This is a genomic window from bacterium, from assembly GCA_017744355.1.
GTDB lineage: Bacteria > Cyanobacteriota > Sericytochromatia > S15B-MN24 > UBA4093 > JAGIBK01.
In genome coordinates this window covers 411,116-436,927 of sequence record JAGIBK010000005.1, presented here as the reverse complement: position 1 = coordinate 436,927, position 25,812 = coordinate 411,116, and the positions used below count along the sequence as shown (strand labels likewise).

Here is a 25,812-nt window from a genome sequence, read left to right as displayed (position 1 = left end):
GAATGACCGAAGAACTTGGTCTCTTAGACCCGGCGCTTGGTATCGAACGCGTCGCGCAGGCCGTCGCCCAGGAAGTTGAAGGCGACGATCGCGATAGTGATGAAGAAGCCGGGCAGGGTCAGCCAGGGGTAGAGCGTCAAGCTCGGGATGTCGAGCGCCTGGTTGAGCATGTTGCCCCAGCTCGCCGCGGGCTCCTGCACGCCCACGCCCAGCATGGACAGCGCCGACTCGCTCAGGATGAAGCTCGGCACCGACAGCGAGGCGCTGATGATGACCCAGGTCGAGGTCTGCGGTAGGACGTGCTTGGTGATGATCCACCAGGACGAGGCGCCGGCGGCCTTCGAGGCCTCGATGTACTCGTTCTGCTTGATCGAGAGCACCATGCCTCGGATGACACGGGCCAGGCCCGTCCACGCGAGCAAACTCAGGATGGCCGTGATGACGATGTAGCGCTGGAACGAGGTAATCTCCCACTTCTGGGTCGCCGCGAACAGCGCCAAGAGCAGGTAGAACGAGGGGAAGGCCATCAGGGCTTCGACGATGCGCATCAAGGTGTTGTCCACCCAGCCGCCGAAGTACCCGGCGATGCCGCCCACCGTGAGACCGATGGGGATGTAGATCGCCATGGCGATGATGCCGACGGTCAGCGACACCCGCGAGCCGTACAGGATGCGCGAGAGCAGGTCGCGACCCATCTGGTCGGTACCGAACAGGAAGACGTTACCGGGCTTCGCGACCCCGAACAGGTGGCGATCGGTCGGGATCACCCACAGCAGCTTGTGGGGGTCGCCCTTGGCGAAGAACTGAAAGCGATAGGGCTTGCTCCGATCCTCCTGATAGCTCATGAGCCGGGTATCAGGGTCGAAGTGCCGGACCGCGTTGTAGACGAAGGGCCCGATGAACTTGCCCTCGTGCATGACGTGGATCGGAGTGGGCGGCGCGAGCGAGAGGGTGCGATGCTCGGTGGCGTCGGTGTACGGGGCGATGAAGCTCGCGAAGAGCATCACCAGGTACATGACGATGAGCACCGCGCCGGCCGCCATGGCCATCTTGTGCTTGCGGAAGCGGCGCCACACGCGGACGCGCGAGGAGACCATCTTCTCGTCGAGGCCGTCCTTCTCCGCCTGGGTGGCGTTGTGAGCGGTCTGCGTCAAAGCGGACATGGGCTAGGCCTCCAGTTTGATGCGCGGATCAACCGCGGCGAGCAGCAAGTCGGCGAGCAGGTTGCCCACGATCAGCATGGTGGCGCCGATCATCAGGCCGGCCATCGAGAGGGTCATGTCCATGCCCACCATCGCCTGCAGCATCAGCTGACCGAGGCCCGGCCAGCCCACCACGTTCTCGACCAGCGCGAAGCCCGAGAGGAGCGCCGCGAGGTCGTAACCCAAGAGGGTGACCATGGGGTTGATGGCGTTGCGGACCGCGTGCTTGTAGATGACCTTGTTCTCGGGCAGGCCCTTGGCGCGGGCGGTGCGGATGTACTCCTCGCCCAGCACGTCGAGCATGTTGCCGCGCATGCGGCGCTGAAGGATCGCGATCGAGCCGATGCCCACCGCGATGGTCGGCACGATCAGGTGGTAGAGCAGATCGAGCGCCTGCTGGTACCACGGGAAGGTGAAGGACTGCGGGCTCATCATGCCGCCGATGGGGAAGATCCCCGTGCGCGACGCGAAGTAGAGCAAGAGCAGCGCCAGGAAGAAGTCAGGGATGCCCAGGCTCACGAACGAGAAGATCGAGGCGACCTTGTCCCCCAGCGAGTACTGCCGCACCGCCGAGTAGATGCCTAGCGGGATGGCGATGAGCCAGGTGAAGAGCATGGCGGCGAGCCCCAGGATCAGGGTGTTGCCGAGCTTCTGGCCGATCACCGCCGCCACCGGGGCGTTGTAGGTGAACGAGATGCCCATGTCGCCCTTGGCGAAGTTGCCGGCCCAGCGCAGGTACTGGATGTGGATCGGCTGGTCGAGGCCCAGGCGCTCCCGCTCCTTCTTGATGGTCTCGGCGCTGACGTTGGGGTTCATCTCCATCTTGGAGAGGAAGTCGCCGGGCGCGAGCTTGGTGACCCCGAACGAGATCACCGAGATGATGATCAAGAGGGGGATCATCTGAAGGAGGCGCTTGATGAGATAGCGAAACACTCTGGGCTCCTTACTCCGCGTACATCTGCCAGAAATTCACGAACGGATGGTACATGAACGTGGCCGTGAGGGCCGTGGGTTCGGTGTTCTGGAGGCTCGAGCGGTACACGTAGAACGCCGTCTTGTTGTAGATGTGCAGCAACGGCAACTCGTCGGCGACGATGCGCTGCCACTCCGCGAACAGCGCCTTGCGCTTGTTCTCGTCCATGGTGCCGCTCGCCTCGCTGAAGATCCGGTCGATGCGGGTCTCCCACGGGTTGTTCGGAGCCTTGTAGGTCGACTTGGGCGAGCGCTGGTTGAACATGTGCAGGGTACCGTCGCTCGTCCAGAGGTTCGCGCCGGTGTTGGGCTCGGTGCTGCCGGTGAAGCCCATGATGCAGGTGTCGTAGTCCAGGCTCTTGCCCGTCCGGTCCACCAGGGCGTTGAAGGTGATCGGCTTCACGTTGAGCTTGATGCCGTTCTTCTCGAGGTCCGCCTTGAAGATGTTGCCGAAGGGGATCGAGTTGGGGCTCTCCGAGTAGACCAGGAGGTCGAAATCGACCGGGTTGCCCTGCTCATCGAGGCAGCGACCCTGCGAATCCCACTTGAAGCCGCCCTTCACGAGCTCTTCCTTGGCCTTGGCCAGGTTGTAGGAGTACTTGGGCACGTCGTCGGTGTAGTAGGGGTTGCTCGACGAGAGCGGGCCGTAGGCGGGCTCGGCGAGGTTCAGGGCCAGGTTGGTGATGACCGTGTCGCGGTCGAGGCTGTGGCTCAGCGCGCGGCGGAAGTGGACGTTGTTGAACCAGCGCTGCTTCTTGAGCGGCACGTAGTACTCGCCGTTCGGGCCCTTGTCCCGGCTCATGTTGATGTAGACCGAGAAGCTGCCGAAGTCGGTGCCCCCGTCGGCGACGGTGAAGCCGCTGGTCTTCTCCATGGGCTTCATGAGCTGGTAGTCCTTGGAACGGACCTGCTCGAGCATGAAGTCCGCTTCCTTGGCCATCATCTTCAGCGACTCGGTCGAGAAGTTGGGGGTGATGAGCAAGAGAACCTGGTCCGAGTAAGGCAGGGGCTTCTTCGCCTCGTCGACCCGCAGCCCGTAGTAGGGGTTGCGGTTGAGGAGGATGTGCTGGCCCGGGATGTACTCGGCGATGGTGTAGGGACCACTGCCGATCAGCTTGGTGACGTCGTCGTTGACCCCGAAGGCCTGGTACAGCTTGGGACGGCCGCTCTTGTCCTTCTCCTTGACCAGGGGCTCCCACTGGTGCTTGGGCACGAAGGCGGTGCCGGCGACGGTGCTCAAGAAGGGCCCGAACACGCGCGGCAGCTCGAACTTGACGTGCAGATCGTCGATCTTGGTGACCTTGGGGAACTTGCCGTCGATCTTGACCCCGTCCACCTGCCGGTTGTCAGGGAAGTTGGGGCTGCAGATGATCTCGTTGAAGGTGAAGACCACGTCGTCGGCGGTGAGGGGGTGGCCGTCGGACCACTTGAGCCCCTCGCGCAGCTTGAAGACGAAGGTCTTGTTGTCGGGCGACACCGTCCAGGACTCGGCGAGACCGGGCTCGACCGCGGCGGTCTTGGGGTTCGACTCGACCAGGCCCTCGTACATGAAGGTCAGGGCGTACTGCGAGTTGACGCCTTCGGCGTAAAACTTGTTGAAGGAGTTGGGCTCGGACGAGAAGACCCCCGTCAGGATCCGCTGCCCCTTGCCGAGCGTGCCGCTCTGGACCTTGGGGTTGGGGATCGAGTAGGTGACCTTGTCGTAGGGAACCGGCTCAGGGCGCTTGCTGTTCGAAGCGAAGCAGCCGGTAAGACCGAGGGTGACAGCCAGGATTGCAGGGAGGAGAGTGCGATGCAATTGACGGACCATCAGGTGCTGCACCCTAGAGACCCGAGCGGCCGATGACCGCCAGCGCGATCGCCACCAGGATCCAGCAGGCGGCGATGACCGTCGTGATCCGGTTGAGACCGGCTTCCACGCCCTTCTGGCTTCCGAACATGTGCGCCTGTCCGCCGATACCGGCGAGCCCTTCGCCCTTGGCGGAGTGCAACAGCACGGCGACGATCAGGGCGATCGAGAGGAAGACCTGCGAAATGCTCAAGAAGACTTTAAAGAAGGGCATTGGGATCCTCTAAGAAGCGACAACAACGGGGCGCAAGGTGTAGAACACCTTGCCGCAACCTCAGGTATATCACGCAGGGGAGGGCGCGTCAAACCTTCAAGAGGCGAGGTTTCGCGGGGGTTCGACGCTCCGAGGGGCTAGGGATTGGCGCTCTTGGTCGCGTCGTTACCACCGTTCCCCACGCCCCCGACGAGGGTGTTGTCACCACCGCCGGACGAAGGGGGGCCGACCACGCCCGGCATGTCGTCTTCTTCGACGGCGCAGGCGACGGGCAACATGGCAAGGCTGAGCAGGAGCAGGAGCTTCCCGAGATTCTTCATAAGGCTTGATCCTCCGTTCAAGTCTTATGCCCCGTTCGAGGGTTCGTGCAACCGCCGAACGAGGGCGATCGCCACGGCTTTCGCGATCGCGCCCTTCGGAAAGGGCCGATAGCTCCCATCCGGAGCGCTCATGAACGGCTGCTTGGCAATGTAGGCGATCCGCCCCCAGGCCCATCGTCCGCTCTGCTCGATGAGGCAAAGCCCCTCGGGCTCCTCGTCGACGGGCGAGAGCCAGCGGATCAGGACCGAATCGCCGGGCACGAGCCCCAGGCCCTCGTCCACCTCCAGACCCACCTCGACCACGCCCTCGGCCTCGGGCAACGCCCAGGGAGAGCCGTCCTCGGCGGGCACGGGCCCCGGGGCACACCCGAGGTGCCTGAGAGCAGGCAAGGGCGACGGCTCGGGAAACGGCAGGCTCGGCTGGTGGGTGCGATCCCCCAGGAGCGCCGCGCGCTCGACGCCGAGCGCGCGCGCCAGGTCTTCGAGTACCTGGCGCGAGGGGTTGGGAGGCGCTTTGGTCGCGCTCGAGAAGCCGCGCTCCAGAGCCGCCAGGTAGGCGCGACTGATGCCCGCGCGCTCGGCGAGCTGCGACTGGGTCATGCTCGCGGCCTTGCGCAGCTCGGAAAGGCGCTCGGCCAGACGCTCGGCGATCACTTCTGGCGCGACACCGGCATCGGTGCCTGGCCCATGCTGATGAGGGTGTACTGCGCGATCATCTCGGCGCTCATATCCTCGTCCTTGGGCTTGACCGAGATCTCGAAGGTCTTCGACTCATCCGGCTTCTGGCCGTAGGGGTAGTACGCGACCTTGGCCACGTCGGCCCCCTCGACCCACTCGGCGACCATGACCGCCCCGAAGTACTGGAAGGCGTAGCGCCACTTGCCGTCCACCTGCTCGCGCGCAGGGCCTCCCATGTACTCGGTCGACTGCCCTAGCCCGCTCGGGGCCCAGCCGAAGAACCCGCCACCCGAGACCTTCTTCGTCTTGTCGCCCGTATCGGGCGGCGGCTGGGTCCAGTCGAGCTTGTCCAGCTCCTTGGTCATGGCAAGGACCGACTTCCAGTCCTTCATGCCGGGCGGCAGGGGCATCTTGCGAATCTGCTCGTCGGTGAGCCCCGCGTACTCCTTGTACTGGCGCAGCGCCTCGAAGGTCGCATGGTCCTTGTCCACCGGCTTGGCCGAGGGCGTGGGCCTGGGGGTCGGGGCCGGTTTCGGCTTGGTGGCCACCTTGGCGGGCGCAGGCGTCGGCTTGGCGGCGACCTTCGGGGTCGCGGCGGGTTTCGGGGTGGGGGTCGGCTTGGGCTCGGGCTTCTTCTTGTCGGGGTACTGGATGGTCCCCTTCTTGATCTCGACGGTCTTGGGCTGGAGCTTCTCGAGCGCCACCAGCGCCACCGTGATGTTCGGGGTGGGCAGGGGCATGGGGGGCACCCGGCGAGCGGCACTGCCCGCCGGGAAGACGAGCGCACCGAGCACCAGGGCATGGATCAGGAGCGACGCTCCGAAAGAGCCGATGCGCATGAGACCTCTTTCCTTCACCAGGCTACTTGGCGGCGCTCGCGAAGGTGACCGAGTTCACGGTCCGCTGCAGATCGTCCGGATAGAGGTCGCCGTACGCGTACAGGAGCTGACCGGCCTGCTCGGAGCCGAAGTAGTTGTAAGGCGCCTGGTAGCTCAGCGAGCTCATCTTGTCCACCAGCCCCAGGGCCATGGCCCCGGCCATGACGGTCAGGAACATGTTGGGCTTGGGGCGATAGGAGACGAACATCCAGTTGAGGCCGTCGGTGTAGTGCAAAAGGGTGATGCGCGTGCCGAAGAAGCTCGCGAACTGGAGCGAGTGGAGCTGGAAGCCCGCCGGCACGTAGCTGGGCAGGGCGACCTTCTCGCCGATGGCCTTCTCGGCCTCCTCGACCGAGCGGTACTGCACGAAGCTGTTCTTCTGATCCCGCTGGAGCTGGACGGTGTTGAGCTTGGAGGAAGGCAGGCCGACCTCGGTGTCCACCCGCGGGGAGGGCACGAAGTCCTCGAAGTAGCTGGAGAAGTAAGGCGAAAGGCCCTTGCCCCAGGTGCGTTCCTCCTTGAGGACCTGGTTGGTGTCCTTCGAGATCCAGAAGCGGTGCCCCGGCGTGACGTAGCCGCGGATGGGCTCGGCCTCCAGCACGTAGCAGGGCGTCATGGCGACGATGCTGTTGGGCTCCTCGGCGTCCGAGAGGATGCGCAGGGCGTAGTTGCGCTGCAAGAGGGTCGGGTTGGCGGTCAGCTGGCCGAAGATCGTGCTGGCGGCCTCGTTGCTGCCGGTGGGGTTGTCGTTGCGGAAGAGCAGATTCTCGGCGGGGAAGAAGACGTTGGCGCGGTTGTCCTTCATCCACAGATTGACGCCCGTGAGGGTCGAAGGCTCCTGCACGGTGACGCGGTAGTTCTTGTCGTCCTGGTAGAAGACCCGCATGGCGGCCTTGAGGGCCAAGGTCTGGCGGGTGAGGAGCTGGACGCGCTTGCCGGTATAGGAGACCGAGCCTTGCGAATCGAGCACCTGCCGGACCAGCTGGGTGGGGGTGGGAGCCGCGAACGCGGCGCTCGCGAGGGCGACCGGCAGGGTCGAGACCGAAAGGGCCACGGCCACGACTTTCAAGGCGAATCGGTTCATGCGCATTCCTTCTTCCAACGAGGCGGGGGACGCTGCTGCATCTCTTGACGACGGAGGCTCGCGCCGGGTTCGATCGCACCCTGAACAAGCAATGCCTCACTTAGGCCCCGGCCATGGTAGCATCCCCCCCTGCCATGGACAACGCTCGTCCAAACGGCTGTCAGCAGGGGGTGAGAGGCGGATGCAGGAAGAAGGGAAGCGGGCGGTACGCCCGTTAGAGCATCTAACAAAACCAGGCATGTTACGACTGATGGCCGCCGGGGGCGGCTCGAAGGAACAGTTTTGTTAGACGCTCAATGCTCCTGGAGGACCCGATCGACGATGGCGCCGGCCATGGTCTCATAGTGGGCCTGGACCACGGGCAGGGTGCCGGCGGCCTCGGGCGGGAAGAGCTTGAGCACGATCTTCTTCGGATCGTTGAGGTCCACGGTCCAGGGCAAGTACTGGGCGGTGGCCTCGTGCTGGAAGAACAGCAAGCCACAGAAGAGAGGGCCGTCTTCCCGTTCGATGACGATGGAATCGATCTGCATCGTTGCCCCCTTTCAGCACGTACTGTAGGGAGTATACCCGCGCGACGAGCGGGCAAGCGCCTTTCACGAAGATTTAAAGCCCCGGAGCGCGCGATGCTAGAATGGCGAAACCAAGAGGTACGCCATGTTCGAACCGGATCCCGAACTCGTCTCGACCCATCGGGTCGCCTTCACCAGCGGAGAGGCCATCGTCTTCGACCAGAGCCTGTGGGGCAAGGTCATCGAGGTGCGCGAACTGCACCAGGATGGGGGCCGCTACTACCTCGACGACTACGTGGCGACCTCGAAGCTGCGCCAGTTGCTGGAGGCTGCGACCATCGAGGGCGTCTGGGCCTTTCCCGAGGAGCACGCGCTCTGCTGCGACATCCGCACCGAGGTGCGAACGCTGATCGAGACCCTGTTCGGCGACTGGGACACTCCCTAGTGTTTCGCGCCCGCCTCCGGGTGATTGGGAGCGGGGAAATCGAGCTTGCCGTCGTTGCGGTAGACGAAGTCGAAGCGCACCGTCGAGTGGGACAGCTTCTTGAGTCGCACCTTGGCCACGAAGGCGTGGCGCTTGGGCGTCGCCGGCTTGGCGCTGCCGGAGGCCCGCTCAGGCTCGGCCAGAGAGACCGCGTCGATCTTGATCCCCACCACGTCGCCGGCCTTGAGGTTCCACACCGCCGCGCGCTCGCTCTCGTTGCGCTTGAGCCACTTGTCGGCGGGAATCGTGCGCACCCCGTCGAAGTCCACCGGCCCCAGCGGCGCGAAGCTCAGCGCGTGCTGCGGCGAGTCAATCGCCACCAGGGTGTGGCCCGGGTGCAGCGGATCCGAGGGCGGGTTGAACTTGAAGCGGAAGTGCGCCTGCCACTCGTCAGCCTCGCTCTCCACCGAGCGACCGTTCACGAGGTTGATGCCCGGCGTCTGCCAGTAGCCCTCGCCCAGGTCGTAGTACTTGAGGACCGCGTCCGTTCCCCAGGTGAAGTGCTCGGGGTAGAGGCCATGGTAGGCCTTCTTGGGAGGCGGGTCCTTGAGGAAGGGGACCTTGAAGACCACGCCCTGCATGGCGGGCTTCTCGGCGGCCATGTTGTTGACGACAAGGCGGAGGGCGGCCTGGTTACGGGGGTCAGCGGCGAAAGCCCCGAGCCCGATGGCGATGGCGAGGCCGCCTGCGGCGATCAGCACTTTGTTCATAACCCCCGCATACCCATGCGCCAAGCAGGCTAAACGGTGCGTTGCCGGGGTCGGATCAAGGGCCGTATGATAAGGAAGTCGCTCTTTCGCCAACGCCCACGGCTTTCAAGAGCACCCGCGGCTTTGACTCAGGAAGGTCTCATCGTGTCCCCATCTCCCGATCCCCGAACCTCCCGCGCCGCCGTCGGCCGCCCGACGGGCGCGCCCAAGCGCTCGCTCGATCCCTCCGCGGTCGATCCGCTCTGGCTCAGCGGGGGCCTCCTCGGCGCCGGGCTGTTCTTCGGCTGGATCCTCCAGTTCCTGACCCCCGTCTGCGATCGCCATCCCGCGATCGCCGTGCTCATCGCGGGGCTCAACTCCCTCTTCGCCGTCGCGACCGCCTACTTCGCCATGCGCCAGGGCGTCCGCCCCCGCATCGCCCTGGCCGGCGCGACGGCCGTGGTGCTGGGCGCCTGTTACGTGCTCTGGGCCCAGGCCGCCTACCGCTCGACCCTCAAGGGCGCTCCCGGCTACACCCTGCCGCACGAGCCGCTCGCCTACCCGGCGAGCGCCAAGGAGGTCACCCTGACCACCGCCGACGGGGTGAGCCTGAAGGCGACCTACATGGGTCGCGGCACCGGGGTGGGCGTGGTGCTGGTCCCCGGCTGGGCGAGCGATCGCCAGGGCTTCGCGATCGCCTCACTCGCCCAGTGGCTCGCCCCGCGCTTCGACGTGCTGGTGCTGGATCCGCGCGGCACCGGCGACAGCGGCGGCAAGCAGACGCCCGACCTCAAGGCCAAGTACGACCTCCTGGCAGCCGTCGCCTACCTCAACGCCCACGGCGTCAACCAGGTGGGGGTGCTGGCCGAGCGCGAATCCACGCTGCCCGCCATCGTGGCCGCCAGCGAGCAGAAGAGCATCCGCAGCATGGCGCTCGCAGCCCCCACCGGCCACTGGGGCGAGGCCCCCGTACGCGGCGCCTGGTTCCAGGACCCCGGCAACGTGTTCGGGCGCCTCTACTGGCGCCTGGGCGCGGGGGTGCGCATCGCGGGCGGGCGCGGTCCCGAGACCGCCGAGCTCTTGCCCAAGGCCAAGGGCACCCCGATTCTCTTGCTCGGCAGCAAGGAGGACCCGGGCGGGCTGCTGCGCCAGCTGCACCTGGTCGCCCCCGAGCCTCGCGGGCTGCGCCTCTTCCCCGGCGCGGGTCAGCCGGTGGCCTGGGAGGACTTCCAGGCCTACTACCACACCGTCGCCCAGTGGTTCGGCCTCACGCTGAGCGAGGCCGAGAGTAGGGCCGTCGTCGAGCCGGTCCAACCCCAAGCAGAAGCGACCGACTCGATCCTCACGCCCTAAGCATCGAGGCGCCGCTGAATCAGCGGCGCCTCGAAAAGTCTGTCCCTAGAATGAGGGCGGCGCTGCGCCACCCGACGCGGGACCACCGGAATTGGAGGGGACCGTATCGGTCGAGGGCGAGATCCGCGTCTGGATGTAGGGAGTCACGATGATGACGATATCCGTCTGACGGTTGCGCACGTCGTTGTTGCGAAACAGCAAGCCGAGCAGCGGGATGTCGCCGAGGATGGGCACCTTGCTCACCGTCGTGACCGCCTCGGTCCGCTTCAGGCCGCCGATCACGATGCTCTCCTTGTCCCTCACCCGCATGCTGGTCTTGACCGATCGCGAGTTCACCACGGGGACCGAGTTGCCGTTGACCAGGGCGGAGCCGCCTTCGACGCTCACCTCCGGCGAGAGCTCCATCGTCACGAAGCCCGAAGGATCGATCCGCGGGGTGAGGGAGAGCTTCTGGCCCACCTCGAGGAACTCCACGTCGGTCTGGGTGCCGGTCGTCGTCGTGAGCGTCTTGAGGACGGGGTACTTGTTGACGATGTTGATGTTCGCTTCTTTGTTGTCCTGGGCGACGACCTTGGGGTTGGCCATGATGGTGGCCTGGCCATCCGAGATCGCCGCGTCGAGGCGAACGTTGAAGTTGGAGGTCATGTTGCCCAGCGCGCTGAACGTCAGGCTGATACCATCGGCCGCCGTGCTCGGATTGCCCGCCTGGTTGCCGGGACCGCCCGCCGTCGCGTCCGGATTGCTGTTGTTGTAGCCGAGGCCGAACTTCCCGCCGCCGTAGCCGTAATTGAAGCCCAGCTTTCGGCTCGCGCTGTCCGACAGTTCCAGGACCTTGACCTCGATCTCGACCTGGGGGGTCGGGACGTCCAAGAGCGCCTTGAGGGCCCGCGCCCGGTCGATGATGTCCTCGGGAGCGGTGATGAGCAGCGAGTTGGTCCGGTCGTCCTTGATGATCTTGGCGTTGACCGTGTTCACGGCCATCCCCTGACCGGGAGCACCCCCCTGACCCCCGCCCGCGCCGTCGCTCAGGGCGTCCTTCATGATCTTCTCGACGTCCTCGACCTTGGCGTTGTCGAAGCGCAAGAGGGCCGTCTGCGTCCCCGAGAAGCCCTTCTTGCGGAAGGACTCCTCCGAGGCGATGAGCAGGCTCCCGCCGATACGGCGAGCCGAAAGCCCCCTCATCTTGAGAACCAGGTTCAGGGCCTCATCGAGCGGCACCGCCTTGAGCGAGAGCGAGACCATCCCCGTCACCGAATCGTCGATGAGCAGGTTCATGCCGCCCTTCTTGCCCATCATGTCCAGGAGCGCCCGCACGTCGGCGTTGGCGAGGTTGAGGGTCAAGAGGGTCGGGTTGGTGATCAGCTTGGGGCGCTCGGGCGTCGCCGTCCGGTCGGTCACGGCACTGGCGCCCGTGGCGTCCTTGATCTGCGCGAAGCTCGGGCCCATGTTGACGCCCATGGCGCCCAGGGCGACGCTCGTCGCGAGCGCTGCGCGCGCCACCTTCCACTTCAGCTTAGTTGGCCGCATCCGCGCCTCCGATCGTCTTGGGGAACCGTCGTCCGTTCAGCATGAGGACGACCTTGCTGCTTTCGAGTCGCACCACGCGCGAGCCGTCTTCCAGGACCTCGCCGAGGCGCGCCTCGCGGCTGGAGCCCTCCGACTCCAGGAGGGCGATCTGCTCGCGCCCGGTGTTCAGGACCCCCGACAGCGTCCACTTCGGAACGATCAAGGGGCCGCGCACCGGCTCGTCGCCGGCCTCGGGGGGATCGATGATGATCTCCCGGTTACCCTCGCGGTTGATGCGCGTCGCGACCTGGACCGGGGGCTTGGGGACCACGACGGGGCGCTCCACCGGCAGCGGCACCGTCTGCGGGCGCAGCACGGGCAGGTTCGGCAGGGACTGGATGATGTCCGAGCTCGGATTGATCAGGGCGACGAACGGGTCTTCGCGCCCCGAGTTCTCGCGGGCCATCCGCACCAGGTCCATCTTGGTGGTGGCCTTGATCCGATCGCGCTCGGCAGGGAAGGCCGCCCCGGAGCCGAACTCCGGATTGCCCGCGAAGACCGCGCTCGCCGTCGCAGCGCGCACGGGGGCGGCCGCGAGCTGGACGGGGCCATCGGCGGTCGTGATCTCGCTGGTGGTGGTCGCCAGGCCCGCAGCCGCAGCCGCCAGCGGCGCGGCGTTGACCGGCGTCGTCAGCGAGAGGTTCTGAGCGTAGAGGAGGCTGCCCAGACCCAGCGTGGTGAGCGCCGGGATGATCATCACCTGCTGAAAAGTGACTCGTTTGCGGGGCTTCATCGGCGAAATCCTCTTACTGGCTGAGCGCATAGGTCGTGAGGGTGAAGGTCACGGTGAGGTTGCTGTTGAGCGAGTCGGCCTCACCCGGCGTAAGGGTGGGCGCCTCGATCGTCAGCACGCGCTCGTAGCGGCTGAGTTGATCGAAGAGCAGGATAACCGAGGGATAGGTGCCCTTGGCCGTGACCTCAACACTGATCTTGCCGAGGTCCTTGAGGGACTCCTGGGGAAGGTTCGTGAACTCGCGCGGCTGAAAGCTCACCAGCTCGTTGTGGGTGTCCTTGAAGATCTTGGCCAGGTCCAGGATCATGATCGAGAGCACCTGGTTGCGCGGCGGGAAGCGGCCGTGCAGCGCGGCCAGATTGTCCTCGACCCGCTTGAGACGCGCCTTGATCTGGGGGCCTGTCTGGGTGAGTGCCTTGGCGTTATCGAGCGCCGTGCGGCTCTCATCGAGCGTCGCGCGCATCGCCATGTACTCCTGGATCTTGGGCCAGGCGCTGCTGTTGAACATCAGCAAGCCCAGGACCACGCAGCCGATGATGACGCCCCGCGACTGGACTTCCGGGGTCAGCTGGATGGTACGGCCGAAGAGAGTAATACTTTCCACCGGCTATCCTCCCAGCCCCTGGTCGTTGATGTCGCAATCCAGGTTGAAGCGGATGACCGCCTGGCCGCCCACGCTCTCGCTCTGGAGGCTCCCCAGCACCGGACGGGCGAAGTGGTTGGCGTTCTGGAAGTTGGTGTAGAAAAAGGCGATCGCACGGTAGTCGAGGGCCTTGCCCTCGATCTTCAGCTTGTTGCCGCCGTCGATGGACAGACGCGTCAGCCAGGCATCGGTGGGGGTCAGGTCTCGAACCTCTTCGAGCACGCTCTTCCAGGTCGCGCTCTGACGCGCGAGCTTCAAGAGGCTCTCGTAATCCTTCTCGAGGGCCTCTGCCCTCTCCTTCTCCTTCCGCAGGACCGAAGCCGTATTCTTGTTGGTGCCGAGATCCCGCAGAATCCGGTCGTTCTCGGCAACGGCGGGCCCGAGCATCAGCTTGTCCACCGAGAAACCGATGATGAGCGGCAGGATGAGGGCGATGATCGCGCCGACGATGCCCCTGAGGAGCAGCTCCGGGTCGATGTTGAGGTTGGAAGGCAGCAGCGACGGGGGCCGATCCCCCAGCAGGTTGATATTGATAATCTTCATACGCCCTGCACCCCCCGGATCGCGAGCCCAATGGCCGTCGCAAGCGTCGGTGCCTGCGGCTGCAACACCTCGGGATCGAAGGCCCCCTCATCGATCTCGACGGTGACGAAGGGATCGACCAGCTGCGTCTGCATCCCGAGGCGATTGGTGAGGAAGCGATCCAGGTTGCGGAGGTTGCCACCCCTGCCGCTGAGCACCACGTGCGTGAGGGGCTCGGTCCCCTGCGAAAGGTAGAAGTCCATCGAGCGGCCGATCTCGCCGATCAGCTCCATCAGGGCGGGGCGAATGATCTCGGTGGCCTGCTCGACCTGAGGGGCCAATGCCTCGAAGCCCTGCGGATCCACGTCGATCTCGTCGAGGACCGAGCGTGCGGTCTCCTCGTCGAGGCCCAGCGAGTTGATGATGGTGTCGAGGAAGTACGAGAAGCCGATGGGAATGGAGCGCGAGAAACGCGGCACCCCGCCCACCATGATGTTGATGTCGGTGGTCCACCCCTGGATGTGCACCAGCGCCACGCTCTGGTCGTCATCCAGCTGCTCGGTGTTCGCGATCGCCCGCATCACCGCGAAGGAGGCCACGTCCACGCACACCAGCTCGAGGCCCGCCTCGGCGACGGTCTGCTGGTAGGACTCCACCAAGGTCTTCTGGGCCGCGACGAGCACGACCTCTTGCTTGGGCGCGCCGTCCTCCTCGACCTCGTTGAGGGATTGGAACGAGACGTTCACGTCGTCGATGGCGAAGGGGATGTAGCGCTCGGCCTCGATGCTGATGACTTCCTTGAGCTCGCTCTCGGGCATCATGGGGAAGCGCACCGGGCGGATGATGGTGCTCTGGCCGGCCACCGCACAGACGGCCTCCTGGGCCTCGATGCCGTTCTCCTCGAGCAGCACGGCGATGACCTCGGCAACCGCGCCGGGGTCCACGATCTCGCCGTCCTGGACGGCATTGAGCGGGGTGCTCGCGATGGCGATGTTCTCGAGCGAGATCGCTCCGCGCTGCCGCTTGAGTTCGACCACCACGATGGTGTCGGCCGTGATGTCCAGGCCGATGCACTTCTTTTTCTTGAAGCCCGACTTCAGGCGTTCGAGCAGCGTCGTCAGTTCCATCGCGATTCCTTGCCTAACCCATCAGCAGCCCGACGTACCAGGTCCAGATGGCCGAACCAGCGAACATGCTGGCGAAGGTCCCCAGGACCAGGGCGGGGCCGAAGGGGAAGGGCTTGCTCTCACCCCCGGCGCGGGCCTTGAGCACCAGCCCGATGACCGAGCCCAAAGCAAAGGCGATCATCAGGGCGACGGCGAGACCGGAAGGCCCGAGCCAGGCGCCCATCATGGCCGCGAGCTTGGCGTCCCCGCGCCCCATCCCGTCAACCTTGAAAACCCACCGAGAGACCAGCTCGATGGTCAGGAAGAAAGCATACCCTCCTACGGCCGCCGCCAGGTGCAAGGGGAGAGCCTGGGCGATCAGGGCGGCGTAGACGAGGCCCAGGGCGATGCCCGGCCAGGTCATGACGTCGAGGATCAGCATGGTGTCCACGTCGATCCAGAAGATGGCCACCAGCACCGACGCCAGGATCGCCTCGGCGAAGAAGCGCGGAGTCGGCCCCTCGCGGAGCATGAGGGCGAGCCAGAGCAGGCCGGTCGTCGCCTCGACCAGCGGGTAACGCCAGGAGATGGGCTGCTTGCAGGTCCGGCACTTGCCCTCGAGCACGGCGTAGCTCAGGAGCGGGATGTTCTCGTACCAGTGGAGAGAGGTCTCGCACTTGGGACAGTGGGAGCCGGGCCAGACGATGGATTCCTCGTTGGGAAGGCGGTAGATGACGACGTTGAGGAAGCTCCCGATCAAACAACCAAAGACGCACGCCGCGATCGCGACGAACGCCAAAGGGAGGTGTACTTGATCCATCGTCATCGCGGTTGCGCTTCCTCGCCGCCAAGCCTTGAAACGGCTTCTTCAAACGATTCTACCCACTCCCATGATGAACCTATCACGCGAGGGTTACCCTCATTCTACCGTCCGAGCGGGCGTTTTGCGGTGCGCCGCGCACATAATCCCGCCAGGACTCAGGGATCGACCGAGACTCCGAGCTTGGCGAGGGCCCGGCGGGCGAACCCTCGAACGCGCGCATCCCCCTTGGCATGGATATTCCTCCAGGAGGCGATGGCCAGATCGGTTTTGTTGCCCTTGGCGTACATGCCAGCAGCCATTCGAGCCGCCCCCGCTGGCCCATCAGGCAAAGAAGCAGCCCGCGAGAAATACTCGGCGGCCTCAATGTACCGACGGGCATAGAGAAACTCGACGAACCCGAGCTGATACGGGTAGATCCATTCGGAAGGGTGCTGGTGCATCGACTTGACCAGCAGACGCCGGGCCTCATCCACCTTCCCCGCGTCAGAGAGCATCCAGGAGCCGAAGATGGCGGCTTCGCGGAAGCGCGAATCCAGATCCGTCACCAGATCCAGGGCCTCGTACATGCCGCTAAAGTCGCGCATGGCATCGCCATCGGCCACGAGCTGCTCGCCGTTGTGGACGATGACCTGCATCCAGAGCAGATCGGCCGTGAGGTTATCGAAATCCGAAACCGCCAGCTTGACCAGCTGCGGGTTCGGGACCGTCAGGCGCGAGATCCCCGCGCTCTGGGCGGCGCCCAGTTGCTTGAGGCAAGCCGCCTGAACTCCCCATAGCAGCGCCGCCAGACCCAGCGCAACGACACGACGGCGCATGGCGCTAGAACTCCTTGCGTTCGAAGAGCGCCGAGGCGGTCGCAAGCAGTGCGCAGACGTAGGCGGCGGCATACCCGATCGCCCACAGCCAGCGCCCGGCAGAGACCGCGTCTCCGTACACCACCATGTTCTTGGCGTCGAACGTACTCAAGTTCGGCAGCACGTAGTAAAGCGCCTCGACAGCCGCCTTCTGGAGAGGGCTGGCCTTCTGCGCGAGGGCCCGCAGGGCCTCCGTGTTGTGACCGATGAAGTAAAGGCAAGTGGTGAAGACCATGCTCATGATCGGCGAAGCGAAGGTCGAGAAGAAGAGCGTCAGCGCCACCACCACCAGCAGCTGCAAACCGATCAGGGCGATCGCCCCGAGCAACGCCGGCGAATAGGCTCCCTTCACGGACGCCAGGGCGAGATAAGCGCCCCCCATCAGCACGAGCAGCAACCCGAGGGTCAGCGCGAGCCCGAAGAACTTGCCCAGCAGGAAGACCGAACGCGGGATGGGCTTGGTCAACACCACGTAGACGGTGCGCTTATCAATCTCCTTGAAGAGCAAATTCGTCCCGACGAACACGGCGATCGCCACGCCGAACAACTCGATGGCGGCAAGGCCCAGGTCCAGGATAATCTTGCGGTCCTGACCGACGGTGAGCGTCCCGAAGAGGGTGCTCGCCCCGATCATCACGAAGGCGAAGACCAGGATGACGTAGAGAACCCGGTCGCGAATCGTTTCACGAAAGGTGTTGCGAACAAGATCCCAGAGGCGGGTCATGCCCTCGCCCCTCCCACCGCCTTGACGAAAACGTCCTCCAAGCTAGCGCCGCCCACCGTCAGATCCCGCACGCTGCCGCAGGCCACGAGCTTGCCCGAATGGAGGATCCCGACGCGATCGCACAGCGCCTCCACATCCGACAAGATGTGAGAGTTGAAGAAGATGGTCTTCCCCTCGCGCTTGAGATCGAGAATGATATCCCGCAGCTCACGCCGACCGACCGGATCCAGGCCGCTCATGGGCTCGTCGAGAAAGACGACCTCGGGATCGTTGACCAGTGCCTGCGCCACCCCGACCCGCTGCAGCATCCCCTTGGAGTACTTGCGAAGCTGGGTATTCTCGGCATGCGCCATGCCCACGCGATCGAGCAGCTCAGTGGCCCGATCGCGAAGAGGCCGACCGGACAGGCCGAAAAGACCGCCGCAGAATTCCACGAACTCGCGTCCGGTCAAGTAGGTGTAAAAGTAGGGATTCTCAGGCAGATAACCGATCCGAGCGCGAGCACGCGTATCCTCGGGCGAGGCCCCTAGCACCGTGGCCTCGCCCGAAGAGGGACGGACAAGGCCGAGCAAGATTTTCTGCAAAGTGGTCTTGCCCGCCCCGTTAGGCCCGAGCAGGCCAAACGTCTCGCCCCGCGTGACCTGGAGCGTCACGCCCTCGAGGGCCGTCTTGGCCGACTGGCCAAGCTGCGGCGAGTAGACTTTGCCGAGATTCTGAATATCAACAGCGATCTGACTCATGACAGAGAGAGGCTCCTGTAGCATTGCGATTTACCGCTCGATGTATACCACGAGAAGAGAGCAATAAACAGGAGGGGGCCGGAATCCCGGCCCCCTCCTGTTTGAAATTCCCCCAGGAAGCGCGGCTTCCTAGAAGTTCCTCTTGTTGATGACGCAGATCGAAGCAGCGCCGCGCTTACCAGCGCCCTGGACCGAGTAGTTGTCCTGAGCCTGGCCGCTCCGGTTGTACATGAGGGCGCCGAATTGCTGATTCGTCGTAGGAACGAGGTTGTTACCGGCCGCGTTGTAAAGCGTCGGGTTGTTACCGGCGCCGAGCGCCACGTCGGGGTTGCTACCCGCTCCGGCGACGTTTCCTGCCCCACCGGCGATGTTAGCCGCCTGCAGGGTGTTCCAGGGCGTCCGCGGGAAGGCCGTGATGTAGCCGGTACCCGCCCCCATGAAGGTGTTGTCCGTGAGGGTAGGGGGGTACTGGCCGGCGAAGTCGACGGAATACTGCTCAAGGGCCGACTGGATGTTGGCGGCATTCGCCTGAACGCCCGAGTTCTTCGCCTTGTCCTGGGCGCCCATGAAGTTGGGGATCGCGACCGAGGCGAGGATGCCGATGATGACGACGACTACCAGCAGTTCGATAAGGGTGAAGCCTGCCTGCTTCGAGGTGTTGCGGACCATTCAATCCTCCGTTCGAGAGAGAAAGAGAGAGCTTCGAAAAACGTGACCCCGAGGGGCACTTCACCCGGAAACCTGAACCAGGCGATCCCGGTTGCTTCCACATTTAAACCCACTGGCAAAAAAAAATCACACGAGCAGCAGAAAGATCTTCAAACTTGCTTCAGAAACATGAGCCGGCTTGCTATAATTAAAGAGCGGTTGGTCACGGCCAGCTTTTACAGCGCGCAGGCCCGCTCGATCGGGCCCTCAAACACAGGAAGGAATTGCAATGACGCACGTTTCTTCGTTCGACCCCATCTGCGGCTGCACGCTCGATCTGAGCGATGCCGTGGGCCCGGTGATGTATCGGGGTCAGCGCTATCACTTCTGCTCTCATCGCTGCCAGAGCCAGTTCTTCTCGAACCCCCCGGCCGATCTCCAGCGTGAGCTGCGAGTGACCATCACCATGGCCCCGACCGCCGAGCTGGCGTCCATCGCCTAGCCCTTTCCCGAACCCTTTCGACGCCGTGCCCCTTGGGGCGCGGCGTTTTTGCTGGAAACGGCCGGGTGTTTTGTCACAGCATGGCGCGGGTATAGCATGCTAGCGTCGGTGGCAGGATCATCACGCCGCCCACAGCGGCCAGGACGGGGAACATGGCCGGGATCAACATCGGTCGCAACTTAAATCCAAACCCGGACATCCGCACCGGCTCGCAGGGCGGTGCCCAGAGCGCGCCGCGCGTCACGGGCCCCACCGCCCCCAGCCTGGAGCAGGCCGCCAAAGAGCGCCCCGCAGGCCCCCAGTTCTTCGGCTACCACAACGACGCCTCGATCGCCGCGCGCCTCGCGCAGCAGGGCATCGCCCCCAATCCCGTCAACCTGCGCCTCGCTCAGCAGATGCTCCGCTACGGCATCCCGCTCAGCGCCGACGCCCTCAACCACTTCCGCCAGATGTGGCAGGGGATGGGCAGCGCCTCGCTGGTCGAGCTGGAGGCCCTTCTCGCCCTCTTCACCCAGGGCATCGAGGCCGGTCCCCAGAACGTCGCGGCCATGACCCAGCTGCTCAACGGCGGCCCCATGAGCCACCTGCTCGCGCAGCTCACCATGGCCCTCAAGAACCAGGAGACCCTCAACCCTCAACTCCAGGAGATCCGGGCTCAGCTCAACGCCTTCTGGAAACTCGGCACCGGCCCCGAGCAGCTGGGCGCCGATCTCGCGCAGTTCCAGCAGCTCAAGCAGCAGCTCTCCCGGATGCTCTCGAACCTCGACCCCGCCAAGGTCCCCAGCGAGCTCATCAACGAACTCGCGCAGCTCAAGGATCTGCTCCACGCCCAGAAGATGCTGGTAAAGGATCCTCAGACCGCGGTCTACGTGCCCTTCTACCAGTGGCGCGACCAGCAGCCCATGCCGGGCGAGCTCCTGGTCGAGACCGAGGACAACCCTAGCTTCCAGGCGGCAGGCTTCGCCCAGGTCACCCTCGCGGTCGAGACCCGCAACCTGGGCCGCATGACCATCAGCTTCACCACCGTCCGGGGGCACCTGACCGTCAAGCTCGAGGTCCAGGACACCCCGACCAAGCAGTTCCTCGAACGGGGCCTGCCCGATCTGCGCCACCGGCTCACCTTCCGCACGCCCTACCAGGTGGCCACCATCATGTGCCTGCCCACCGGCCAGGAGCGCGCGACCAGCGTCCTGCTGCCCAAGCGACGCGACCTGCGCAAGCTCGGCCGCGCCATCGGGGTGATCTAGCATGGCCGAACAAGAGCGCAAGCGCCTGAAGAAGCTCCCCGCCAAGACCGGCCCCCAGGCGCCGGCGACGGGCGAGCTGAAGCCCACCCACCCCGCCGTCGCGGACATCATCCAAGGCCTCGCCGTCCAGCAGGCCGTACCCGCCGAGCTGATGCCCGCCATCTCGGAGATGTTGACCTACATCTACCAGATGGACGACGTGGCCGAGAAGCGCAAGCAGATCCAGAGGAGGTAGCCCATGCTCAGAGGAATCTACTCGGCTGCGACCGGCATGATGTTCCAGATGCAGCAGGTCAACACCATCGCCAACAACCTCGCCAACGTCGAGACCAACGGCTACAAGCGCAAGGAGCTCGTCGGCTCCTCGTTCGGGGACCTGCTGGTCCAGTTCACCGACCAGGCCCCGGGCACCGACAACGTCATCGGCACCGGGATCAAGGCCGACGGCATCGCCCGCTACGAGACCCCGGGCAACCTGGTCCAGACCAAGAATCGCTTCAACGTGGCGATCGCAAGCTCCGGCTACTTCCTCACCCGCGGCGCCGACGGGGTCGAGAAGGTCACCCGCGACGGGGACTTCCAGCTCGATACCAACAGCCGCCTCACCACCCGCTCGGGCGACCTGGTGCTCGGCACCGATCGCCGCCCGATCCTGCTCACCGGCGACCTGCACACCATGCAGATCGCCGAGGACGGCCGGATCTCGGTGGGTGAGCAGCCGGTGGGCCAGCTGATGGTGGTCGAGCCCCCCAAGATCGCGCTCGAGACCCAGTTCCCCCTCGCCCCTCCGGGCCTGCCCCCTTCGACCAACGTTTCGATCAAGCAGGGCTTCCTCGAGCACTCCAACGTCAACGTCGTCACCGAGATGGTCTCGATGATGACCGCCAACCGGGCCTACGGCTTCGGCCAGAAGGTCATCAGCGCCCACGACCAGATCCTCCAGAAGGCCGCCAACGACCTCGGCCGCATCTCGTAACCAAGCGGAAAGGAGCCCGCCATGATCCACGGCATTTGGACCGCAGCGACCGGCATGCAGGCGCAGCAGATGCGAATCGACGTCATCGCCAACAACCTGTCGAACGTGAACACCACGTCCTACAAGCGCTCGGCCGTCGACTTCCAGGACCTGCTCTACCAGACCATCAACCAGCCCGGCACCGACAACGCCGGCGTCCAGATCGGCCTCGGCGTTCGACCGGTGGCGGTGACCAAGCTCTACGACCAGGGCAACCTCCAGGTCACCAACAACCCCCTCGACATCGCCATCGACGGCGACGGCTTCTTCGGCGTTACCCAGATCAACGGGCAGGTGGCCTACACCCGCGACGGCTCCTTCAAGCTGGATGCCACCGGGCGCCTGGTGACCTCGACCGGTCAGCCCCTGGAGCCCCCCATCACCATCGCCCCGGGCACCTCCAACCTCTACATCCGCAAGGACGGCACGGTCTTCGGGACCCCGCCCAACGGCACCGAGCAGCAGATCATCGGCCAGATCCAGCTGACCCAGTTCATCAACCCGGCAGGCCTCCAGGCCATCGGTAACAACCTGATGGTCGAGACCTCGGCCTCGGGACCGGCCCGGCAAGGGCAGCCGGCCATTGACGGGTTCGGTGGATTGCGTCAGGGTGCTCTCGAGGCCTCGAACGTGGAGCTGGTGCGCGAGATGGTCATGATGATCGCGACCCAGAAGGCGTACGACACGTCCTCGAAGGCCATCACCGTCTCCGACAAGATGATGGAGACCGCCAACCAGCTCCAGCGGTAACCTTTAAGGAGGTCTCTTGGCCCGTTTCGTCGCGCTCCTGCCCCGCCTCGCCGCAACCGTCGTCGCCGTCGGTTGCATGCTGCCGGCTGCCGCCTGGGCGGCACCGGTCCGCGAGGCGGACGTGCTCGACTTCCTCACCGAGCAGGTCGCGCAGCGCCAGCAGGTGGAGCGCAAACGGGTCGAGGTCCGCTGGAACGGGCCGAGCCTGGTGTCGCTGTTGGGCAGCAAACCCCTGCCGGATGGGGCCGCGAGCTTCTCGATCGTGGGGGTGCCGCGCCTCTTGGGCCGGACGGCGGTGCCGATCGCGATCGAAATCAACGGCAAAAAGCTCAAGACCGTGTACCCGCGCGTCGAGATCAAGGTATGGCAGGACGTGTGGGTCTCGACCGAGGCCTTGCACCGCGGCCAGCTCTTCAATCCGTCCCTGGGCCGCGCCGATCGTCGCAGCCTCGAGACGGTGATGGGGTCGCCCGCCGCCGCGCTCGCCCCCCTGGCGGGCGCCGTGGTCAAGCGCGAGATCCCCGCCGGGACGGTCCTGGTCAACGAGATGTTCGACCTGCCCGCCCTGGTCAAGAACGGCAAGGAGGTCACGGTCCGGCTCGTCAGCGGGGAGCTCGTCATCGTGACACGTGGGCAGGCGGTCGCCGACGGCGCCATGGGCCAGCTGGTGCGGGTGTACAACCCCGACTCCCGGAAGGACTACGTGGCGCGGGTGACGGGGATCGACGAGGTCGAGGTTCGCCTCGAAGAAGGCCCCTCGGGCCAGAATTAAAAAGGGTTCGACATGCGACGGATGGTTCTTGCTTTGATGGCTGCTTTGCTGCTTGCGCCCGGCGTGAGCGCGCCGGCGCTCGCCGACAGCCTCTACACCGAGGACGCGGGCGGCTTCTTGACCGATCGTCTGGGCGATCGCCGCTCGACCCTCGGCCCCGGCGCCCTCGTGACGGTGCTCGTCACCGAGAACATGATCGCAAGCTCCGGGGCGACCACCAAGGCTTCCAAGCAGGGCCGGACCCAGGCCAGCTGGGACTTCGGCAGCCTGCTCCCGAGAGCGACCAAGAGCTCCTTCGATCTGAACGGCCGCAACGAGTTCCAGGGCGACGGGGTGACCAAGCGCGCCGACACCGTCACCCTCCTGGTCGCCGCCACCATCCAGGAGATCCTGCCGGACGGCAGCCTCCGCCTGGCAGGCGAGAAGCGCCTCAGGGTCAACGACGAAGAGAGCACCGTCGTGATCTCGGGCACCGTGCGCCCCTACGACATCGACGGCGCCAACCAGATCCAGTCCACCAAGGTCGCCAACCTCCAGGTCGACTTCCGCGGCACGGGCTCGGCCTCGGCCAAGGCCACCCCCGGCATTCTCTCCCGCCTGTTCAACTGGCTGTTCTAAGCAGGAAGCCTCCCATGCGCAAAATCCTCGCCCTCTTCCTCGCGATCGCCCTGCCCCTCGGCCTGAGCGCTCCCAGCGACGCCCAGGCCCTCAGGGGCGGCACGCCCCTGCGTCTCAAGGACATCGCCAGCATCCAGGGTGCCACCGACAACCAGTTGCAGGGCATGGGCCTCGTGATCGGCCTCAACCAATCGGGCGACACCGTCTCGACCGGCTTCACCGACCGGGTGCTCAAGAACTTCATCATGAACTCGGGGGTCTACATCCCCCAGGAGCGGATCCGCGTCAAGAACGTGGCGGTGGTGGCCGTGCGGGCCAACCTGCCCCCCTTCGTAAAGCCGGGCCAGAAGATCGACGTGACGGTCGCCTCCATCGGCGACGCCAAGAGCCTCGCCGACGGGGTCCTGATCGGCGCCGAGCTGCGCGGGCCGGACGGCAAGGTCTACGTCACCGCCGAGGGCGCGCTCTCGACGGGCGGCTTCGGCGTCGAGGCCAACGGCAGCCAGGTCCGCAAGAACCAGACGCTGGTCGCCCGGATCCCGAACGGCGGCATCGTCCAGCGCGAGGTGCCCGTCACCATGCTGGACGCCAACGGCTTCATGTTCGTCAACCTGGCCCAGCCCGACTTCGTGACCGCCTCGCGGGTCGCAAGCACCATCACCAAGTCCCAGCTCGGCATGGCCCAGGCGGTGGACGCCGGCACCGTCCGGGTCTACGTCAACACCTCGTACCGGGACAACCTGGTGGATCTCATCGCCCGCATCGAGCAGGTCTCGGTGCTGCCGGACGCCATCGCCAAGGTCGTGATCGACGAGCGCAGCGGCACGGTGATCCTGGGCTCCGGCGTCCGGATCGGGGCCGTGGCGGTCTCGCACGGCAACCTGATCGTGCGGGTGGACACCAAGCAGACCGTCTCCCAGCCCAATGCCCTCTCGGGCGGCGGCACCGCCGTCACCACCGAGTCGACCATCACCGCGGACGAACAGAAAGCCAAGAGCGTCGTCTTCGAGTCGGGAACGACCCTCGGCCAGCTGGTGCGGGCCCTCAACGCCCTGGGGACCACCCCCCGCGACATGATCTCCATCATGCAGGCGGTCAAGGCCGCCGGCGCCCTCAACGCCCAGCTCGAGATCATCTAGGAGCCAACGGCCATGGACATCAACGGCCTGCCACAACCGCCTCGGCTGCCCTTTGGGCCGATCTCCGGCCTGACGAGCGAGGGGAGGTTACCTTCGGCCCCTGTCGAGGTACAACAAAAAGAAAAGAGGGAAGCGGCGGAGAGCTTCGCGAGCTACCTCTATGCCCAGGTGTTCTCCCAGATGCGCCCCGAAGACTCCGGAGAGGAGGGCGGGTTGTTCTCAGGCGAGCAGGCTGGAATGTTCATGGACTTCTTCGACCAGGCGCTCGGCAAGCACTACGCCACCAGTGGCGGGAACGCCCTGGTTGAGCAGCTGGTGGCGCAGCTCACGCGCCAGCAAGGGCAGAGCGCCCAAGAGTAAGACAGTGGAGTGGTCGTGTTAAAAAAGCCTGCCTCGCTAGAGGGGAAGCGCAGCCTCGACAATGCCGCCATCAAGCAGTACATGCCGATGGTCCGGGCGATCGCGCGCCGCATCTCGACCAAACTGCCGCGTCACTACGACATGGAAGACCTGGTCTCCGACGGCGTGATGGGCCTGATGGCTGCGGCCGAGCGCTTCGACCCCGAGCGTGGCGTCAAGTTCGAGACCTTCGCGACCTACTACATCAAGGGCGCCATCCTCGACAACCTGCCCAAGCTGCCCACCGTGCCCAAGAGCCAGCGGGTGCAGGCCGCCATGGCCCAGGCCGAAGAGGAGGCCATCCTCAACGACGGCGAGCAGGCCGAATCGGACGCCACCGTCCTGGTCAACCAGATCCAGCAGCTGACCTACTCGTACATCCTCTCGCTAGACGCCCCCCAGGGCTCGGACGGCGAAGAGAGCTTCTCGCTGCTCAACCAGCTCGGCGCTGCCGACACCATCCAGCACGACATGGAGCTCGAAGAGCTGCAGCAGCTCCTGCGCCTGACCATCGAGCAGCTGCCGGTGCAGGAGCGCACCACCCTGCGGTGCTACTACTTCCAGAAGATGTCCTTCAACGAGATCGGCCAGAAGCTGGGCCTGTCGGAGTCGTGGGTGAGCCGCATCCACCGCCGCGCCCTGGAGCAGCTGCGCCAGAAGCTCGGCAAGAAGAAGAGCCTCGACGACTTTATTAGTTGGTAGTCGGAAACGAGCGGACAAGCTTAATCCAAGGTTTACAACGATCCGGCCCTTGTCTGGGTACAAGCCAGACAGGGGCT

The 25,812-nt window shown here is 65.2% G+C and carries 32 protein-coding genes; 12 read left to right on the top strand and 20 right to left on the bottom strand.

The annotated features are described in order from the left end of the window. Positions 1 to 23: 23 nt before the first annotated feature. The 9 genes from J7643_14965 to J7643_14925 all read right to left on the bottom strand — a co-directional run bounded on the left by J7643_14965 (position 24) and on the right by J7643_14925 (position 7,727). Positions 24 to 1,097 carry an ABC transporter permease gene (locus J7643_14965; protein MBO9541887.1) on the bottom strand — a complete coding sequence of 358 codons (1,074 nt, stop codon included), beginning with the start codon at positions 1,095 to 1,097 and terminating at the stop codon, positions 24 to 26. A gap of 69 nt (positions 1,098 to 1,166) precedes the next feature. After that, complete coding sequence (locus J7643_14960) at positions 1,167 to 2,135, bottom strand: ABC transporter permease (GenBank protein MBO9541886.1); 969 nt, start codon at positions 2,133 to 2,135, stop codon at positions 1,167 to 1,169. 10 nt (positions 2,136 to 2,145) lie between these two features. After that, on the bottom strand, positions 2,146 to 3,984 hold the full coding sequence (locus tag J7643_14955; GenBank protein MBO9541885.1) for an ABC transporter substrate-binding protein: 1,839 nt from the start codon (positions 3,982 to 3,984) through the stop codon (positions 2,146 to 2,148). 13 nt (positions 3,985 to 3,997) lie between these two features. Then, on the bottom strand, positions 3,998 to 4,237 hold the full coding sequence (secG, locus tag J7643_14950) for a preprotein translocase subunit SecG (GenBank protein ID MBO9541884.1): 240 nt from the start codon (positions 4,235 to 4,237) through the stop codon (positions 3,998 to 4,000). Between the two features lie 137 nt (positions 4,238 to 4,374). Then, a complete protein-coding gene (locus J7643_14945) occupies positions 4,375 to 4,557 on the bottom strand; it encodes a hypothetical protein (protein ID MBO9541883.1) in 183 nt (60 codons plus the stop codon). Positions 4,558 to 4,581: 24 nt separating this feature from the next. After that, a complete protein-coding gene (locus tag J7643_14940) occupies positions 4,582 to 5,211 on the bottom strand; it encodes a helix-turn-helix transcriptional regulator (GenBank protein MBO9541882.1) in 630 nt (209 codons plus the stop codon). Further along, on the bottom strand, positions 5,208 to 6,074 hold the full coding sequence (locus J7643_14935) for a hypothetical protein (GenBank protein ID MBO9541881.1): 867 nt from the start codon (positions 6,072 to 6,074) through the stop codon (positions 5,208 to 5,210). The genes J7643_14940 and J7643_14935 overlap by 4 nt, the downstream gene beginning before the upstream one ends. A gap of 22 nt (positions 6,075 to 6,096) precedes the next feature. Then, on the bottom strand, positions 6,097 to 7,197 hold the full coding sequence (locus J7643_14930; protein MBO9541880.1) for a hypothetical protein: 1,101 nt from the start codon (positions 7,195 to 7,197) through the stop codon (positions 6,097 to 6,099). Positions 7,198 to 7,490: 293 nt separating this feature from the next. Next, positions 7,491 to 7,727 carry a hypothetical protein gene (locus tag J7643_14925; protein ID MBO9541879.1) on the bottom strand — a complete coding sequence of 79 codons (237 nt, stop codon included), beginning with the start codon at positions 7,725 to 7,727 and terminating at the stop codon, positions 7,491 to 7,493. Between the two features lie 124 nt (positions 7,728 to 7,851). On the opposite strand from J7643_14925, the gene J7643_14920 reads away from it, so the two are divergent. Continuing rightward, positions 7,852 to 8,151, top strand: coding sequence for a hypothetical protein (locus J7643_14920; GenBank protein ID MBO9541878.1), 300 nt, complete (start codon positions 7,852 to 7,854; stop codon positions 8,149 to 8,151). Here the strand turns inward: J7643_14920 and J7643_14915 are convergent. Continuing rightward, entirely contained in the window at positions 8,148 to 8,900 is a 753-nt protein-coding gene (locus J7643_14915; protein ID MBO9541877.1) for a hypothetical protein, read from the bottom strand. The two genes, J7643_14920 and J7643_14915, sit on opposite strands and share 4 nt — an antisense overlap. A gap of 144 nt (positions 8,901 to 9,044) precedes the next feature. Here J7643_14915 and J7643_14910 point away from each other — a divergent pair, with 144 nt between their 5' ends. Continuing rightward, positions 9,045 to 10,232 carry a hypothetical protein gene (locus tag J7643_14910; protein MBO9541876.1) on the top strand — a complete coding sequence of 396 codons (1,188 nt, stop codon included), beginning with the start codon at positions 9,045 to 9,047 and terminating at the stop codon, positions 10,230 to 10,232. A 45-nt stretch (positions 10,233 to 10,277) separates the two neighbouring features. Here the strand turns inward: J7643_14910 and J7643_14905 are convergent, their stop codons facing one another. The 10 genes from J7643_14905 to J7643_14860 form a co-directional block, all read right to left on the bottom strand. After that, positions 10,278 to 11,759 (bottom strand): secretin and TonB N-terminal domain-containing protein, encoded by a 1,482-nt coding sequence (locus J7643_14905; GenBank protein MBO9541875.1) that lies wholly within the window; start codon positions 11,757 to 11,759, stop codon positions 10,278 to 10,280. Further along, positions 11,746 to 12,531: a hypothetical protein gene (locus tag J7643_14900; GenBank protein ID MBO9541874.1), complete on the bottom strand. Its 786-nt coding sequence runs from the start codon at positions 12,529 to 12,531 to the stop codon at positions 11,746 to 11,748. Before J7643_14900 ends, J7643_14905 begins: the two co-directional genes overlap by 14 nt. 13 nt (positions 12,532 to 12,544) lie before the next feature. Next, on the bottom strand, positions 12,545 to 13,135 hold the full coding sequence (gene pilO, locus J7643_14895) for a type 4a pilus biogenesis protein PilO (GenBank protein ID MBO9541873.1): 591 nt from the start codon (positions 13,133 to 13,135) through the stop codon (positions 12,545 to 12,547). A 3-nt stretch (positions 13,136 to 13,138) separates the two neighbouring features. After that, the gene (locus J7643_14890; protein MBO9541872.1) at positions 13,139 to 13,717 is read right to left on the bottom strand and encodes a PilN domain-containing protein; all 579 of its coding nucleotides are present in this window, start codon (positions 13,715 to 13,717) and stop codon (positions 13,139 to 13,141) included. Further along, positions 13,714 to 14,823, bottom strand: a complete 1,110-nt coding sequence (gene pilM / locus J7643_14885) for a type IV pilus assembly protein PilM (protein ID MBO9541871.1) — start codon at positions 14,821 to 14,823, stop codon at positions 13,714 to 13,716. Before pilM ends, J7643_14890 begins: the two co-directional genes overlap by 4 nt. Before the next feature lie 13 nt (positions 14,824 to 14,836). Next, positions 14,837 to 15,628, bottom strand: a complete 792-nt coding sequence (locus J7643_14880) for a prepilin peptidase (protein MBO9541870.1) — start codon at positions 15,626 to 15,628, stop codon at positions 14,837 to 14,839. A gap of 152 nt (positions 15,629 to 15,780) precedes the next feature. Continuing rightward, a complete protein-coding gene (locus J7643_14875; protein MBO9541869.1) occupies positions 15,781 to 16,440 on the bottom strand; it encodes a hypothetical protein in 660 nt (219 codons plus the stop codon). A 4-nt stretch (positions 16,441 to 16,444) separates the two neighbouring features. Then, positions 16,445 to 17,203, bottom strand: coding sequence for an ABC transporter permease (locus J7643_14870; GenBank protein MBO9541868.1), 759 nt, complete (start codon positions 17,201 to 17,203; stop codon positions 16,445 to 16,447). After that, positions 17,200 to 17,967 carry an ABC transporter ATP-binding protein gene (locus J7643_14865; protein MBO9541867.1) on the bottom strand — a complete coding sequence of 256 codons (768 nt, stop codon included), beginning with the start codon at positions 17,965 to 17,967 and terminating at the stop codon, positions 17,200 to 17,202. The genes J7643_14870 and J7643_14865 overlap by 4 nt, the downstream gene beginning before the upstream one ends. A gap of 105 nt (positions 17,968 to 18,072) precedes the next feature. Further along, positions 18,073 to 18,612, bottom strand: a complete 540-nt coding sequence (locus J7643_14860) for a prepilin-type N-terminal cleavage/methylation domain-containing protein (GenBank protein ID MBO9541866.1) — start codon at positions 18,610 to 18,612, stop codon at positions 18,073 to 18,075. A gap of 268 nt (positions 18,613 to 18,880) precedes the next feature. Here J7643_14860 and J7643_14855 point away from each other — a divergent pair, with 268 nt between their 5' ends. From J7643_14855 to J7643_14810, 10 genes are all read left to right on the top strand, one after another. Continuing rightward, positions 18,881 to 19,093: a YHS domain-containing protein gene (locus J7643_14855; protein ID MBO9541865.1), complete on the top strand. Its 213-nt coding sequence runs from the start codon at positions 18,881 to 18,883 to the stop codon at positions 19,091 to 19,093. Between the two features lie 152 nt (positions 19,094 to 19,245). Continuing rightward, entirely contained in the window at positions 19,246 to 20,340 is a 1,095-nt protein-coding gene (locus J7643_14850) for a flagellar hook-length control protein FliK (GenBank protein MBO9541864.1), read from the top strand. Position 20,341: 1 nt separating this feature from the next. After that, the gene (locus J7643_14845; protein MBO9541863.1) at positions 20,342 to 20,575 is read left to right on the top strand and encodes a hypothetical protein; all 234 of its coding nucleotides are present in this window, start codon (positions 20,342 to 20,344) and stop codon (positions 20,573 to 20,575) included. A 3-nt stretch (positions 20,576 to 20,578) separates the two neighbouring features. Beyond that, the gene (locus J7643_14840; protein MBO9541862.1) at positions 20,579 to 21,316 is read left to right on the top strand and encodes a flagellar hook-basal body protein; all 738 of its coding nucleotides are present in this window, start codon (positions 20,579 to 20,581) and stop codon (positions 21,314 to 21,316) included. Positions 21,317 to 21,337: 21 nt separating this feature from the next. Next, positions 21,338 to 22,105 carry a flagellar basal-body rod protein FlgG gene (gene flgG / locus J7643_14835; GenBank protein MBO9541861.1) on the top strand — a complete coding sequence of 256 codons (768 nt, stop codon included), beginning with the start codon at positions 21,338 to 21,340 and terminating at the stop codon, positions 22,103 to 22,105. Positions 22,106 to 22,121: 16 nt separating this feature from the next. Beyond that, positions 22,122 to 22,877, top strand: a complete 756-nt coding sequence (flgA, locus tag J7643_14830) for a flagellar basal body P-ring formation protein FlgA (GenBank protein ID MBO9541860.1) — start codon at positions 22,122 to 22,124, stop codon at positions 22,875 to 22,877. 12 nt (positions 22,878 to 22,889) lie between these two features. After that, a complete protein-coding gene (locus J7643_14825) occupies positions 22,890 to 23,495 on the top strand; it encodes a flagellar basal body L-ring protein FlgH (GenBank protein MBO9541859.1) in 606 nt (201 codons plus the stop codon). Between the two features lie 14 nt (positions 23,496 to 23,509). Beyond that, positions 23,510 to 24,634 carry a flagellar basal body P-ring protein FlgI gene (locus J7643_14820; protein ID MBO9541858.1) on the top strand — a complete coding sequence of 375 codons (1,125 nt, stop codon included), beginning with the start codon at positions 23,510 to 23,512 and terminating at the stop codon, positions 24,632 to 24,634. 12 nt (positions 24,635 to 24,646) lie between these two features. Further along, positions 24,647 to 24,994 (top strand): rod-binding protein, encoded by a 348-nt coding sequence (locus J7643_14815; protein MBO9541857.1) that lies wholly within the window; start codon positions 24,647 to 24,649, stop codon positions 24,992 to 24,994. A 15-nt stretch (positions 24,995 to 25,009) separates the two neighbouring features. Next, complete coding sequence (locus J7643_14810) at positions 25,010 to 25,735, top strand: sigma-70 family RNA polymerase sigma factor (GenBank protein MBO9541856.1); 726 nt, start codon at positions 25,010 to 25,012, stop codon at positions 25,733 to 25,735. Positions 25,736 to 25,812 lie beyond the last annotated feature (77 nt).